This window comes from Metapseudomonas boanensis, assembly GCF_018704125.1.
GTDB lineage: Bacteria > Pseudomonadota > Gammaproteobacteria > Pseudomonadales > Pseudomonadaceae > Metapseudomonas > Metapseudomonas boanensis.
Genome location: NZ_JAGTIS010000008.1, coordinates 156,520 through 169,310, shown reverse-complemented (window position 1 = coordinate 169,310; position 12,791 = coordinate 156,520). Strand labels below are relative to the sequence as shown.

General features: G+C 61.3%; 16 protein-coding genes. 7 read left to right on the top strand and 9 right to left on the bottom strand.

Going from position 1 to position 12,791, the window contains the following annotated elements:
* Positions 1–160: 160 nt before the first annotated feature.
* The 3 genes from J7302_RS16025 to purM are packed head-to-tail and all read right to left on the bottom strand — an operon-like array spanning position 161 to position 2,597.
* Positions 161–877 carry a DUF3108 domain-containing protein gene (locus tag J7302_RS16025; protein ID WP_215376817.1) on the bottom strand — a complete coding sequence of 239 codons (717 nt, stop codon included), beginning with the start codon at positions 875–877 and terminating at the stop codon, positions 161–163.
* Between the two features lie 11 nt (positions 878–888).
* Positions 889–1,539 carry a phosphoribosylglycinamide formyltransferase gene (purN, locus tag J7302_RS16020; RefSeq protein WP_215376814.1) on the bottom strand — a complete coding sequence of 217 codons (651 nt, stop codon included), beginning with the start codon at positions 1,537–1,539 and terminating at the stop codon, positions 889–891.
* Entirely contained in the window at positions 1,539–2,597 is a 1,059-nt protein-coding gene (gene purM, locus J7302_RS16015) for a phosphoribosylformylglycinamidine cyclo-ligase (RefSeq protein WP_215376809.1), read from the bottom strand. Before purM ends, purN begins: the two co-directional genes overlap by 1 nt.
* A gap of 250 nt (positions 2,598–2,847) precedes the next feature.
* On the opposite strand from purM, the gene J7302_RS16010 reads away from it, so the two are divergent.
* Genes J7302_RS16010 through hda form a run of 4 tightly spaced genes read left to right on the top strand, consistent with a single transcriptional unit; the run spans position 2,848 to position 6,272 of the window.
* Entirely contained in the window at positions 2,848–3,888 is a 1,041-nt protein-coding gene (locus J7302_RS16010; RefSeq protein ID WP_215376806.1) for a DUF2066 domain-containing protein, read from the top strand.
* A gap of 38 nt (positions 3,889–3,926) precedes the next feature.
* Positions 3,927–4,475: a CDP-alcohol phosphatidyltransferase family protein gene (locus J7302_RS16005; protein WP_215376803.1), complete on the top strand. Its 549-nt coding sequence runs from the start codon at positions 3,927–3,929 to the stop codon at positions 4,473–4,475.
* A gap of 1 nt (position 4,476) precedes the next feature.
* Complete coding sequence (locus J7302_RS16000) at positions 4,477–5,571, top strand: AI-2E family transporter (RefSeq protein WP_215376800.1); 1,095 nt, start codon at positions 4,477–4,479, stop codon at positions 5,569–5,571.
* The gene (hda, locus tag J7302_RS15995; RefSeq protein ID WP_215376797.1) at positions 5,568–6,272 is read left to right on the top strand and encodes a DnaA regulatory inactivator Hda; all 705 of its coding nucleotides are present in this window, start codon (positions 5,568–5,570) and stop codon (positions 6,270–6,272) included. The genes J7302_RS16000 and hda overlap by 4 nt, the downstream gene beginning before the upstream one ends.
* Before the next feature lie 64 nt (positions 6,273–6,336).
* Here the strand turns inward: hda and J7302_RS15990 are convergent, their stop codons facing one another.
* The 3 genes from J7302_RS15990 to arsC are packed head-to-tail and all read right to left on the bottom strand — an operon-like array spanning position 6,337 to position 7,692.
* Positions 6,337–6,744, bottom strand: coding sequence for a DUF2069 domain-containing protein (locus J7302_RS15990; RefSeq protein WP_215376794.1), 408 nt, complete (start codon positions 6,742–6,744; stop codon positions 6,337–6,339).
* A complete protein-coding gene (gene wrbA, locus J7302_RS15985) occupies positions 6,737–7,342 on the bottom strand; it encodes an NAD(P)H:quinone oxidoreductase (RefSeq protein ID WP_215376791.1) in 606 nt (201 codons plus the stop codon). Before wrbA ends, J7302_RS15990 begins: the two co-directional genes overlap by 8 nt.
* A complete protein-coding gene (arsC, locus tag J7302_RS15980) occupies positions 7,339–7,692 on the bottom strand; it encodes an arsenate reductase (glutaredoxin) (RefSeq protein WP_215376787.1) in 354 nt (117 codons plus the stop codon). The genes wrbA and arsC overlap by 4 nt, the downstream gene beginning before the upstream one ends.
* A gap of 123 nt (positions 7,693–7,815) precedes the next feature.
* Between arsC and J7302_RS15975 the strand changes: the two genes are divergently transcribed.
* Positions 7,816–9,036, top strand: coding sequence for a YihY family inner membrane protein (locus J7302_RS15975; protein ID WP_215376783.1), 1,221 nt, complete (start codon positions 7,816–7,818; stop codon positions 9,034–9,036).
* A gap of 30 nt (positions 9,037–9,066) precedes the next feature.
* Here the strand turns inward: J7302_RS15975 and J7302_RS15970 are convergent, their stop codons facing one another.
* Positions 9,067–9,459, bottom strand: coding sequence for a hypothetical protein (locus J7302_RS15970; protein ID WP_215376780.1), 393 nt, complete (start codon positions 9,457–9,459; stop codon positions 9,067–9,069).
* Between the two features lie 121 nt (positions 9,460–9,580).
* On the bottom strand, positions 9,581–10,984 hold the full coding sequence (locus J7302_RS15965; protein WP_215376777.1) for a PilZ domain-containing protein: 1,404 nt from the start codon (positions 10,982–10,984) through the stop codon (positions 9,581–9,583).
* Between the two features lie 30 nt (positions 10,985–11,014).
* Between J7302_RS15965 and J7302_RS15960 the strand changes: the two genes are divergently transcribed.
* Both J7302_RS15960 and J7302_RS15955 read left to right on the top strand, forming a co-directional pair.
* Positions 11,015–11,494 (top strand): TlpA disulfide reductase family protein, encoded by a 480-nt coding sequence (locus tag J7302_RS15960; protein WP_215376774.1) that lies wholly within the window; start codon positions 11,015–11,017, stop codon positions 11,492–11,494.
* Between the two features lie 4 nt (positions 11,495–11,498).
* On the top strand, positions 11,499–11,774 hold the full coding sequence (locus J7302_RS15955) for an acylphosphatase (protein WP_215376771.1): 276 nt from the start codon (positions 11,499–11,501) through the stop codon (positions 11,772–11,774).
* A 60-nt stretch (positions 11,775–11,834) separates the two neighbouring features.
* Here the strand turns inward: J7302_RS15955 and J7302_RS15950 are convergent, their stop codons facing one another.
* Positions 11,835–12,791 (bottom strand): hypothetical protein, encoded by a 957-nt coding sequence (locus J7302_RS15950; protein WP_215376768.1) that lies wholly within the window; start codon positions 12,789–12,791, stop codon positions 11,835–11,837.

Genomic DNA, 12,791 nt, shown 5'->3' with positions numbered 1-12,791 from the left:
GCCTGCGCTCTTCATGCAGGTGCCGGCCGAACGGGCTGTTCACCTTCCTAGTATTGGCACTCTTCAGCATAGCGGGGCCTGGTCCAATGTTTGGTCGTTCGGGCGCCGTTGAGCAGGCAAAAAAAACCGGGCGCTGGGCCCGGTTTCTTCATGATGTGGATTACTCGGTCAGGCCTTTCACCTGCCGCCCGTTGACCGTGCCTTCCTTGAGCATGATCTGGTATTCCTTGCCGTCCTTTTCCACCTGATGCAGGCGGACCAGCAGGAAGTCCCAATCCTTGGCGAACCAGAGCACGGTTTTGCGGCTGCTCTGAGTGGGGTCGCGAACACGTTCCACCTTGATCGCATCGACTACACCAGCTTCGGTGTGGACGCGCTCTTCGCCCAGGACGCGGAAGTCGTAGGTTTCGATCTCGTCGCCATCGATCACCTGGTAGCTCATGCTCTTCTTGCCGTCGGCAACGTCATGTTGCAGTACCAGTTGGTAGGTGGACTTGTCTTGCAGGCCACGGTTGAGTGGCAGGCGTACCTGAGCACCCCGATCGCTGCCGATGATCTGCTTCTGGGTCCAGTCGAAGTCGAACTCGACTTGCTTGCTCTTGCCCAGGCCGCTGCGGTTGAAGCGGTAGGTCAGCGGCAGGAAAGCGTTGTTCTCGACGCGGAAGGTGCTGACTTCGCTCAGGCTGGCGACCAGCATGGCGGCTTCGAAATCCAGTTCCCAGCGACCATCGCCGAGACTCTTCAGGCTGCGTCCAGCGTTTCCGCTGATCGGCAGCTGTTTCCAGTCGGCGGTGTAGCTGGCCGTGAATGGCTTCAACTCGGCGGCCATGGCAGGCAAGGTGAAGAGGGCGAGGATCAACAGCAAGGCACGGCGCATTGGCGAATCTCCTAGTTACGCAGTTGCTGCCCGCTGGCAGGCAGCTCTTGTCCATCCAGTTCGGCACCTGTCGGGGTCAGGCGGAGCCTGTCTTCGGCAAACCAGCGCATGGCCAGCGGATAGATGCGGTGCTCCTGCACGTGGACACGCTGGGCCAGGCTTTCCGGTGTGTCGTCCGACTGTACCGGGATTACGGCTTGCACCACCAGAGGCCCGCCATCGAGTTCCTCGGTGACGAAGTGCACGCTGCAGCCGTGTTCCGTATCGCCGGCTTCCAGTGCGCGCTGGTGGGTGTGCAAACCCTTGTACTTGGGCAGCAGAGAGGGATGAATGTTCAGCAGCCGGCCCTGATAGTGGCGAACGAAGCCTGGAGTGAGGATGCGCATGAAGCCCGCTAGCACCACCAGGTGCGGCGAAAATGCGTCAATTACTTCGATCAGTGCCGCGTCGAACGCTTCGCGGTCGGCATAGGCCTTGTGGTCGAGTACGCGGGTCTCGATGCCTGCGCGTCTGGCGCGCTCAAGGCCAAAGGCGTCGGCGCGGTTGGAAACAACCGCGCAGATGCGTGCCGGATGGTCGCAGCCGGTGGTGCTGTCGATCAGCGCCTGCAGATTGCTGCCGGAGCCGGAGATCAGCACCACCACATCACAGCGTGCGGCCATCAGTGGCTTTTCAGGTTGTTCAGAACGACACGTTGGGCGCCTTCGGCAGCGGCGGCGATTCCGCCGATGATCCAGGGTTGCTCGCCCGCTTCACGCAGAGCCTTCATGGCCGCTTCCGCTTGTTCCGGTGCCACGCAGATGACCATGCCCACGCCGCAGTTCAGCACGCGGTGCATTTCCACTTCATCGACGTTGCCTTGCTGTTGCAGCCAGTCGAAGACCGCCGGGCGCGTCCAGCTGGCGACGTCCAGGACGGCCTGGGCGCCTTCCGGCAGCACCCGCGGGATGTTCTCGATCAGGCCGCCACCGGTGATGTGGGCCATGGCCTTCACCGCACCCGTTTCCTTGATCAGCTTTAGCAGCGGCTTGACGTAAATGCGAGTCGGCGCCATCAGCAGGTCGGTCAGGGGCTTGCCATCGAGCTGGACCTGCTCGATGTCGGCACCGCTGACCTCGATGATCTTGCGGATCAGCGAGTAGCCGTTGGAGTGCGGGCCGGAGGAGGGCAGGGCAATCAGGGTGTCGCCGGTGCGGACTTTGGAGCCGTCGATGATCTCGGCCTTCTCGACCACGCCGACGCAGAAGCCGGCCAGGTCATAGTCTTCGCCCTCGTACATACCGGGCATCTCGGCAGTCTCGCCGCCCACCAGGGAGCAGCCGGCCAGTTCGCAACCGGCACCGATGCCGGTAACGACGGTTGCGGCGACGTCGACGTTGAGCTTGCCGGTGGCATAGTAGTCGAGGAAGAACAGCGGCTCGGCACCGCACACCACCAGGTCATTGACGCACATGGCCACCAGGTCCTGGCCGATGCTGTCGTGTTTGTTCAGGTTCAGCGCCAGGCGCAGCTTGGTGCCAACACCGTCGGTACCGGAAACCAGCACGGGCTGCTTGTAGCCGGCCGGGATTTCGCAGAGGGCGCCGAAGCCGCCCAGGCCGCCCATCACTTCCGGGCGTGCGGTGCGCTTGGCCACGCCTTTGATGCGTTCGACCAGGGCTTCACCAGCGTCGATGTCTACACCGGCGTCCTTGTAGCTCAGGGAGGGTTGCTTGCTCATAAATCCAGGCCTATAGGGGAAATTCGAGGATCGACCGGCAAGTCTGGCTGCCGGTTTGCGAAGGCGCGCGATTTTATCAGGGTTGCCCGGTAGCGGCCATCGGCAGCGGTCGGGCATGGTGAAAAGCTTGAAAAAAGCTGCGCCTTTGCCCGGGAAAAGGCCGCGCCGTTGCCCATCGAAGGACGGCTGTTTAAGGTATAGCTCTCAAGTTGCGGCCTGTGCCGTGTCCCGCCTAATCAGAGAACTCACCATGCGCCTGATTGCCCCGTTGCTCTTGCTCTGTCTGTCGCTGTTCGGCTTGGCTGTCCACGCCGAGCCGGTCAGCGACCTTTACCAGGTTCGTGAGCCGGTCGCTTCGCAACAGCCTGAAGAGCGCACTCAGGCGCTGAACCGTGCCCTGGAAACCCTGCTCCTGCGTCTGACCGGCGATCGCAAGGCCGCACAGAATCCTGCTCTGGAAACTGTGCGTAAGGACCCGCAGGAACTGATCAGTCAGTACGGCTACGAAGGGCAGATGCTGGTGGTGGATTTCGATCCTGTGACCACCGAGCGCACCCTGCGCCAGGCCGGTATCCCGATGTGGGGTGCGAATCGCCCTTCGATCCTTGCCTGGTGGCTGAACCGCGGCAATGAAGGCGCCAGTCTGGTAGGTGACGGGCAGGATGCAGCGGCCTCGCTGTATCAGGCAGCGCAGAATCGTGGTTTGCCGCTTCGTCTGCCGCTTGCTGATCTGGATGAGCAGTTGTTGGCAACGCCCGAACAGCTGACGTCTGCCCAGCCCGGCGCGCTGACCCAGGCTTCCGAACGCTATGCCGCCGATGCTTTGCTGGCAGTGGATGCTGCCGAGGCGGATGGGAAATGGCAGGCGCAATGGCGCTTGTGGCTCGGCGACAGTCGTGAGCAGGGAACCGTCGAGGCCGCTGACAACGCAGCGTTGGCGGATGCCGTGCTGCTGGCAGTGAGTGAGCGTCTTGCCCCCCGTTTCGTGGCTGCGCCAGGCGCGGGGGAGGAGATTGAGTTGGAGGTCCAGGGCGCCAATCTCGCTCGCTATGCCGAGTTGTCGCGAATGCTGGAGCCATTTGGTGCTCGTCTGGTGTCGGTCGAGGGTGACCGTCTGGCGTTCCGGGTCAACGCCAGTGCCGAACAACTGCGCGCCCAGTTGGCCCTGATCGGTTTGCGCGAGTTACCTGTCGGTGAAACTCCGGCAGGTGCAGTCCAACCTGCTGGGCAGGCTGGCTCGCCGGCTCCCCAGTTGGTGCCCCGCAGCAACCTGCTGCGTTTCCACTGGTAGAGGGCGTACACTGCAAACCTGTCTGGGACGGGGATGCCATGCACCAACTGCCCAATCTGCTCACGCTGCTCCGCCTGGCATTGGTACTTCCCATTGCCGGGTTGTTGCTGTCTGAACGTTATTCCCAGGCCTTGTCGCTGTTCGTGATTGCCAGCCTGTCGGATGCCCTGGATGGATTCCTCGCCAGGCAATTCGGCTGGACCAGTCGCCTCGGCAAACTCTTCGATCCCCTGGCTGACAAACTGTTGCTGGTCACCAGCGTCATCTGTCTGGCGATTGCCCAGCTCCTGCCTTCCTGGTTGGCGTTGTTGGTTTGCCTGCGTGATTTGCTGATCCTGCTGGGTGCCGGACTGTTCCGCATGCTGGTGGGACCAACGCAGTTCACACCTAGTTGGCTAGGGAAGTTGAGCACCCTGTTGCAGATGGTCCTGGTGCTCGTGGTATTGCTGGGGGTGAGCCTTGTAACAGCTATCGGCCCGGCGATATCTCCGCTGATCTGGCTGGTAGCGGCGGTTACGCTGGCCAGTGGTGCGCAGTACATATGGGTGTGGGGGCGGAAATTTCGCTACGCAAGGATGAGAACCTGAAATGACCGATTCACGTCGCTGGCTTTGGCTCGGCAGCCTTTTGCTGCTGGGGTGGCTGGTTTATCAGCTTCACTCGGTGTTGTCCCCGTTCCTGGTAGGGATGTTGTTGGCCTACCTGGGTGATCCGCTGGTGGACAGGCTGGAACGCTGGGGCTTGTCGCGTGCTTGGGGTGTAATCCTCGTCTTCGGGCTTTTTGGTGTCATCCTCCTGGCCTTGCTGCTGGTGGCGTTGCCGATGTTCGGGCGCCAATTGCTGCGCCTGTATGAATTGGCGCCGCAGATGCTCGATTGGCTGCAGCACAGCGCTTTACCCTGGGTCCAGGTGAAGCTGGGACTGCCACAGGGTTTCTGGCAGCTCGACAAGCTCAAGACGGTTATCACCAGCCATTTGGGACAGACCACGGATATTGCCAGTGCGTTGCTGACCCAGGTGACCGCATCTGGCCTGGCACTGCTTGCCTGGTTCGGTAACCTGCTGCTGATTCCCGTCGTGGGGTTTTATCTGCTGCGTGATTGGGACCTGATGGTGGCCAGGCTGCGTGGACTGCTGCCCCGCCAGCGGGAGGGTTTTGTCGTCGCCCTGGTAGGCGAATGCCATGAGGTACTGGGTGCGTTCCTGCGAGGCCAGTTGCTGGTAATGCTGGCGCTGGGGCTGATCTATGCCGTGGGTCTGATGCTGGTTGGCCTCGACCTGGGCTTGCTGATCGGGCTGTTGGCCGGGCTGGCCAGCATCGTTCCCTACATGGGCTTCGTCGTTGGCTTTGGTGCGGCGGTAGTGGCAGCTTTGTTCCAGTTCGGTGGCTTCGAACTCTATCCGCTGATCGGTGTGGCGGCGGTGTTCACGGTGGGCCAATTGCTCGAAGGCATGTGGCTGACACCGATGCTGGTGGGTGACAGGATTGGCTTGCATCCGGTGGCGGTCATCTTTGCAATCCTGGCTGGAGGACAGCTTTTTGGCTTCACCGGCGTGCTCCTGGCGCTTCCTGTTGCAGCAATTGTCATGGTCTTGCTGCGCCATGCGCATGATTTATATAAACTTTCGGATCTTTACGGAAAGCCGGTCAGCGGCCCCGACGATCCCAGCAGTACGGCATGATACCGATCCAGCTTCCCCTGAGTGTGCGTCTGCGTGATGACGCCACCTTCGCAAACTTCTATCCCGGCGCGAATGCTGCGGCCCTCGGCTATGTCGAGCGTCTCTGCGAAGCGGATGCTGGCTGGACCGAAAGCCTGATCTACCTGTGGGGTGGAGAGGGCGTCGGACGCAGCCACCTGCTGCAGGCGGCCTGCTTGCGCTTCGCACAGCGAGGTGAGCAGGCGATCTACCTGCCGTTGGCTGACCTCGTGGAATACGGCCCGGAAATCTTCGACAATCTCGAACAGTGCGAGCTGGTCTGCCTGGACGATCTGGACGCATTGGCGGGGCGCCGCGAGTGGGAAGAGGGGATGTTCCATCTCTTCAATCGTCTGCGCGATGCGGGGCGCAAGTTGCTCTTGGCCGCCAATACAGCGCCTCGCGGCTTGCCGGTGAAGTTGCCGGATCTAAAGTCGCGCCTGACCCTTTCGCTGATTTTCCAGCTGCAGCCGTTGTCCGACGAGGACAAGCTGCGTGCCTTGCAGTTGCGGGCATCACGGCGTGGCTTGCATCTGACGGACGAGGTAGGTCGCTTCATCCTGACTCGTGGAGCGCGCAGCATGAGCAGCCTGTTCGACCTTCTCGACATCCTTGATCAGGCCTCCCTGCAGGCTCAGCGCAAGTTGACCATTCCATTTCTGAAGGAAATCCTGGGCTGGTAGGGCGTCGACAGCAGATGATGCTGTCGACGCTCGGCTCCATCGTGCGGCTCAGTCGGCCTTTACATCATTCCCCTGCTAGCTTGCGGTTGTACTGGAAGCGCCAGCGTGTGTAGAGCAGCGCTGAGCAGAACAGCGCCAGGCTTAGCCCTGCTTCCAGCCAGCCGAAGACAGCCCTTGCAGGGTCGATGGCTGCAAGTACGCCCTGGATGAAGTAGAGGTTCACTACGAAGCATGCCCAGGCGTGGACGCGGGCATTGCCCATGACCATCCCGGGGGTGAGCAGGGCAAGCGGCACCAGTTCGATGGCGAGGATCACCCATGGACGGGCACCATGCAGGTCTGCGAAAGCCATCGTCCAGACTGCGAGCAATACAGCCAGTGCCAGGAAGCTCAGCAGGCTGACGGCACGGCTGACTGCCAGACGGGGGGCCAGCCAGGTCAGTTCTGGGAGTTGCTTGGGTTTTCTAGCCACGCGGTGCCTCCAGGCGTTGGGCTATCTGCGCCAGGCGTTGGCCGAGGGCTCGGCAGAGCGTGATTTCATGCTCGTCCAATGGTCGCTTGCCATCGGCGCCGGCATGGTGGCTGGCGCCGTAGGGGGTGCCGCCGCCCCGGGTTTCCAACAGTGCCGGCTCGCTGTAGGGCAGGCCAGTGACCAGCATGCCGTGGTGCATCAGGGGCAGGAGCATGGAAATCTGGGTGGTTTCCTGGCCACCGTGCAGGCTGGCGGTGGAGGTGAATACTGCTGCCGGCTTGCCGACCAGTTCGCCGGTTAGCCAAAGGCTGCTGGTGCTGTCCAGGAAGTATTTCAGCGGTGCCGCCATGTTGCCGAAGCGTGTCGGACTGCCGAGGATCAGTCCGGCACAGTGGCGCAAGTCATCCAGTGTTGCGTAGAGCGCCCCATCGGCAGGGATGTCCGGCGCCACCGCTTCGCATTCCGCGGATACCGCCGGGACGGTGCGCAGTCGAGCTTCCAGGCCTGCAAGCTCGACACCACGTGCAATCTGCCGGGCCATTTCTGCCGTCGCGCCGTGGCGGCTGTAATAGAGGATAAGGATATAGGGTGTGCTCAAGGCAGGATCTCCAGCACTTTTTCTGGCGGACGTCCAACGACAGCCTTGCTTCCAGCTACCAGAATCGGTCGCTCGATCAGCTTGGGATGCGCCACCATGGCCGCGATCAGCTGGTCCTCGGAGATATCGGCGGCATCCAGATGCAAGGCCTTGTATTCGTCCTCACCGGTGCGTAGCAGCTGCCGGGCGCTGAGCCCCAGCTTGGCGAGCAGGTCACGCAGTTCGGCTGCATTGGGTGGGGTCTCCAGGTAACGCACCACCTTGGGGGCCAGGCCGCGTGCTTCAAGCAGCTCCAGGGCGCCGCGGGACTTGGAGCAGCGAGGGTTGTGGTAGAGCGTGAGTTCGGTCATATCGGGGTCGCAAGGGCTTGGTAGAGGCGGCTATTCTAACCGCGTAGGGGCGCCGGTCTGAACCGTGCGCGGCAGAAACGGTCTGTTGAGGCGGGCCGGCCGGTCAACAATCAAGGAGATGGAATGCGCCAACGCCTGAGCGATGTCGTGGAATTCTGGCGCTTTCTGCTTCAGCGATTCGTTGTCGACCGTGGAGCCAACAGTGCCGCTGCGCTGACCTACACGAGCCTGTTCGCGGTGGTGCCGATGATGACGGTGACCTTCACCATGCTGTCGGCCATCCCGGCGTTCCAAGGCACGGGAGAGCAGATCCAGAGTTTTATCTTCCGCAACTTCGTACCGTCCGCTGGCGAGGCGCTGCAGGAGTATCTGCGGGCTTTTACAGTTCAGGCTCGGCAACTGACCTGGGTTGGGGTGGCTGTGTTGGTAGTGACCGCGTTCATGATGCTGGTCACCATCGAAAAGGCCTTCAATACCATTTGGCGGGTTCGTCAGCCCCGGCGTGGTGTCTCCAGCTTTCTGCTTTACTGGGCGATCCTGAGCCTCGGCCCCTTGCTGCTTGGTGCCGGCTTTGCGGTGAGCACCTACATCACTTCGCTTTCACTGCTCTCCGGCTTGGATGCGCTGATCGGCGCCAAGACACTCCTGAGCTTCATGCCGTTGCTGTTCAGCGTGGCGGCCTTCACCCTGATCTATGCCGCGGTGCCCAATGCGAGGGTTCCGCTGGGCCATGCGTTAACCGGGGGCGCCTTCACGGCCCTGTTGTTCGAAGCCGCCAAGGCGTTGTTCGGGCTTTATGTCAGCTTTTTCCCTGGCTATCAGTTGATCTATGGCGCCTTTGCCACGGTGCCTCTGTTCCTGTTGTGGATCTACCTGTCCTGGCTCATCGTATTGTTCGGCGCTGAACTGGTGTGCAACCTGTCCACACCTTGGCATTGGCGCCGCAGAGCGTTGCCGCCTTTGCTGGTTTTGCTGGGCATTCTCCGGGTATTCCATGATCGCCAGCTTCGCGGATTGCCAGTGCGGCATCTGGATGTGCAGCGTGCCGGCTGGCATTTGCCGGAGGACGAGTGGCTGGAGATGCTCGAGCTGCTTGAAGCGCAGAATCTGGTGTGCCGTGTCAGTGGTGGCACTTGGGTACTGTGCAGGGATCTTGGCAACTACAGCCTGCATCAGTTGCTGAGCCACTGCCCCTGGCCCTTGCCCAGACTGGGGCAGTTGCCGGCGCATCTGGACGAGGACTGGTATCCGCCACTGCGTAACGCCCTGGAGATGCTGCAGGAGGAGCACCGCGCATTGTTCGGAGGCAGCCTGGCTCAGTGGTTGAAAGCGCAGGCTGAGTGATGGCTTGTTCACTCAAGCATGACGAAGTAGTCAGGCTTGGAGTCGATCGGCCCTGGTTTCGACGGTCTCGACCGCCTGCACGAACAACTCATCTACCAGTAGACCTTTGATCGGCACGGCCGATCGCAAGTGGATCTTCATCGCTTCGATCTTCTTCTTGAAGGGCAGGCGAGCGATGCCGGCCAGCAGGATCTTGCCCTTTGCGTTCAATTTACCGTGATCGACGAACACTTCCCGTTGAGCCCCGCCGTCGGAGTAACGCACCAGAAGCGACACGGGGAAACTGCTCAGGCCAGGCGCTTGCAGCCAGGCCGCGACGTTGAACTCTGTCACTCGACCGTCGTAGGTCGTAAGTGAGGCGCGGGCACTCGTGATGATGCTGTCGCAGATCGGCGCGATGAGTGTGTCCTGGTTTTTTGACATGGTTAGTCCAGGTTGCAGGCGGTACGAGCGTACTGAGTTGGCCGGATTATAAGCAGCACGACCAAGTGGGAACTGTGCGCTCGGCCCTCCTCAGGCGTGGCCCGGCTCGCAGTTTGCTCGTTCAGGCCATTTGCAAGGGATAGCGCGCAACCATTGAGGTAGCCAGGTTGGTTACTGGGAGGGCCAGAATCGCCTGGTTATGCACGCTGGCCAGCTGTAGCCAGAGGTTTTCCCCTTCGACGAACTGCTTGTGCGGCAGCCACAGGCCGTGGTGCCAGCCTGCGCCAGGCTCTGGCGTACTCTGGAGTATGCCAGGGTGCGTCTGCGCGTTCGGCGCCCGGCGCAACCAGACGGGGCGAGCCAACCCTTTCAGGTAGCGCAGGCCCAGATGCAAACCTTCGGCATTGTGGTAGTGCCAACGAACCAGCGCGAGTGTCGGTGAGCCCTGGTTGTGCAGCAGGACCAACTGCCCAACTTTCAACTGGCCACCTTGATCGGAGTTGCAGAGCAGTCGTGCCCCACCAGGGCTGGCATCAATCAGGTTTACTGTGCAACGCACCGGGTGTTTGGATAGCAGATCGGCGTGGATGGCGTGGAGGCCGACGGCCAATGAACCGGCCCCCGTGTGCTCGATACGGGGGTGCCGGCGTTGTTGCTGGCCCAGCCAGTTTGGCCGGACTTTCTCCAGTAGCTGCTGTTCCGTATCTGAACGCAGAGGTGCGTGTTCGTGAAGAGCGACGAGTAAAGCCCCCAACTCCAGTCTTCGGAGGTAGGTCCTTGCGCCGTCTGGCTGTTGGTCGAACGGAAGACAGGGTTGCGACTCAGTGAGGTCGACCGTGGGGCCGCCGTTTTCATCATCGGCATCCCAGGGCATCAGCCGCGCCAGCCCTGCCAGAGGCGCCAAGGCGCCGAACAGCGTCGTGCATGCACCCTCGTCCAGATGAAAGGGGTTGCTCAAGGCCAGCAGCAACGTTTGCTGGTACAAGCCGCGCAGGGTATTGGCCGGTGTCGGTCGAAAGGCTGCAGCGACTGGCTCATCCAGGCACTTCTGGTGGTCGCCGATCCAGTACAGCAGGTGGCTGTCACGCCACAGAGCGGGTGGAGGCTCCTGATAGAGTTCGTAATTTCGAAGTGCTGACTGGGCTAGAAAGCTTTGTGCCATATAGAGGCACCACGCCAGGTGGGGGCGTGAAGGCTGATGGCCCTGCAGGATTTGCAGTAGCAGGCGCTTGAACCCGCACGCCATTTCGTCGCAGAGCTTGACGAAGAGGGGCGGCGGCTTTCCGTTCAGGTGTGTAGCCGCATAGAAGCGGAACTCTTCGTTGAGGCTTTGCAGCACCCGTTGCCTTTCAAGTAAGGTCAGGTGACTGCGATTGAGATCGAACAGAAGGCATAGGATCTGCTGTAGGGCACTATCCTGAGGATGTCGGCGGGCCTCCTCGAGTAAACCGGCAAGGTTTGCGAGCGGGACCTCGCTCTCTTTCAGGACGTCGGGTACTTGGAGGCGCAAGGCATCCAGCGTCATATCAACCCCTTGTGCACGAGGATAAAAAGCATGGGATCGCGACTCCGGGTTGCAATTGGGGCTTTCGTGCTGACCTGCGCCAGCCTGTTCCTGGCCGGTTGCTCGGACGATGTCGGTGTCGATCAGCATGGTCAAAAGGTAGCGGCTGAGCGTCTTGAAGGCCAGTGGCTCGTCATCAATTACTGGGCCGAGTGGTGTGCTCCATGTCGCACGGAAATCCCCGAACTGAATGCGTTTGCCGCAGCGCAGCGTGACAATGGTGTGAAAGTGCTGGGAGTGAACTTCGATGGCTTGCAAGGCGATGAGCTAAACCAGGCAGCCGAGAGAATGGGCATCAGCTTCACAGTCCTCGCCGCGGACCCCGCCAAGCGTTTTGAGCTGCCACGCAGTGAAGCCTTACCTGTTACTTACATCATCGATGCTCAAGGAAAGGTGCGTGAGCGGCTTCTGGGGGAGCAGAGTGCTGTTGGCTTGACCGCAAAGCTCGAAGCTCTACGCAAAGGGGGATAGGAAAATGGCAAGAATCTGTCTGCATGGCTACGTAAGCGGCAAGGTCCAGGGGGTTTACTACCGGCAATCGGCGCAGGAGCAGGCGGATCGCCTGGAGCTGGATGGCTGGGTGCGCAACCTGGCTGACGGGCGGGTGGAGGTGCTGATAGAGGGCGAAGAGTTGGCCGTGCGGGAGTTGGCCAATTGGCTGGAGCAAGGGCCCGCGGGGGCCGATGTCAGTGCTGTGGAGCTCCAGCAGCAGCCTTTGCAGGGGATTACCGGTTTCATCGTGCGCCGTTGAGGGCGCACGAATCCATGGGCGGGATGCTGTTCCTGTCGTCGCAGCTCGGTGAGGTGCTGTTCAGTCCGATTCGCCCGGGTCAGCAGCGATTCGTCCAGCATCCTTCATCAAGGACTGGAGAAATTCCTGCTGCAGTTCCGGGTCATTACGGGTCAATTCGATCAAGCTCTGTTCAAGCTCACTGGCCTCTTCCTCCATGCCCAGCTCGGACAGGCGCTTGACCCTGTGCACCCACTGCGGCACTTCATCATCTTCGAGGTCTTCAAAGATCAGCGAGTGGGCTTCACCTAACTTGCCGCGCAGGCTGTGGCTGACCATGAGCGTGGCATCGGCGCGTGCATTGTCCAGTGGATCCTCGACGTTCAGCTGAAGCTTGCCGATGCGGCTGATGTCCTGTTCAGCGAACGGGCCGTCGAGCAGGTTGAGGCGCAGTATGCCATTGCGATCAGTGAGCAGTTCGTGGGTTTGCGCGCCCGCCTTGACCAGCACTGGCCGCTCCGCCCAGGGGAGGCTGGAGTATTCCATCCGCTTATCCAGCTGCTTCTCGTCGAGGCTGGCCAGGTTCTGCTCCGAGCGGCCGTTGGACTCGACGTTCATCGCCGGGTTGAGGCCGGCAAAACCGTAGCTGATCCAGTCCTTGGTGGCCGTATCCGGCAGGCTGCCGAGCAGGATGACGTTGAGCGCGTTGGCGCCGATACCCGCCACCACCGCTACCGCACCAAGTGGTACCTCGTAGAGCTCGCGCCAGGGCTGGTAAGGGGTGTAGCGGTCGTAGTGACGGCTTACCTCGAACTCGGTGACTTCGAAGGTCTTCTGCTCAATGATCCGAATGCGCCGTTGTGGCAGTTCCAGCACCTGGGGTTCGCCTGCATCGATCTGCAAGCTGTGATTGAGCAATTTACGCTCGACGCGCTCTTCGTGTTCGCTACGCTGCGGCAAGTGATTTGCGCAACCGCTGACGAAGAGGGCGCCGCACAAGGCGGCGCCGGCAAGGCGATGGGAACTACGCATGGGCAT

What these genes read in the sequence shown, in the direction of transcription:
- purM (WP_215376809.1), bottom strand. Translation starts at nt 2,597, where the DNA reads ATGAGCAAGCAACCCTCCCTGAGCTACAAGGACGCCGGTGTAGACATC.
- J7302_RS16000 (WP_215376800.1), top strand. Translation starts at nt 4,477, where the DNA reads ATGACCGATTCACGTCGCTGGCTTTGGCTCGGCAGCCTTTTGCTGCTG.
- purN (WP_215376814.1), bottom strand. Translation starts at nt 1,539, where the DNA reads ATGGCCGCACGCTGTGATGTGGTGGTGCTGATCTCCGGCTCCGGCAGC.
- J7302_RS15975 (WP_215376783.1), top strand. Translation starts at nt 7,816, where the DNA reads ATGCGCCAACGCCTGAGCGATGTCGTGGAATTCTGGCGCTTTCTGCTT.
- J7302_RS16005 (WP_215376803.1), top strand. Translation starts at nt 3,927, where the DNA reads ATGCACCAACTGCCCAATCTGCTCACGCTGCTCCGCCTGGCATTGGTA.
- J7302_RS15970 (WP_215376780.1), bottom strand. Translation starts at nt 9,459, where the DNA reads ATGTCAAAAAACCAGGACACACTCATCGCGCCGATCTGCGACAGCATC.
- J7302_RS15960 (WP_215376774.1), top strand. Translation starts at nt 11,015, where the DNA reads ATGGGATCGCGACTCCGGGTTGCAATTGGGGCTTTCGTGCTGACCTGC.
- arsC (WP_215376787.1), bottom strand. Translation starts at nt 7,692, where the DNA reads ATGACCGAACTCACGCTCTACCACAACCCTCGCTGCTCCAAGTCCCGC.
- J7302_RS15965 (WP_215376777.1), bottom strand. Translation starts at nt 10,984, where the DNA reads ATGACGCTGGATGCCTTGCGCCTCCAAGTACCCGACGTCCTGAAAGAG.
- J7302_RS15955 (WP_215376771.1), top strand. Translation starts at nt 11,499, where the DNA reads ATGGCAAGAATCTGTCTGCATGGCTACGTAAGCGGCAAGGTCCAGGGG.
- J7302_RS16010 (WP_215376806.1), top strand. Translation starts at nt 2,848, where the DNA reads ATGCGCCTGATTGCCCCGTTGCTCTTGCTCTGTCTGTCGCTGTTCGGC.
- hda (WP_215376797.1), top strand. Translation starts at nt 5,568, where the DNA reads ATGATACCGATCCAGCTTCCCCTGAGTGTGCGTCTGCGTGATGACGCC.
- J7302_RS16025 (WP_215376817.1), bottom strand. Translation starts at nt 877, where the DNA reads ATGCGCCGTGCCTTGCTGTTGATCCTCGCCCTCTTCACCTTGCCTGCC.
- J7302_RS15950 (WP_215376768.1), bottom strand. Translation starts at nt 12,791, where the DNA reads ATGCCCATGCGTAGTTCCCATCGCCTTGCCGGCGCCGCCTTGTGCGGC.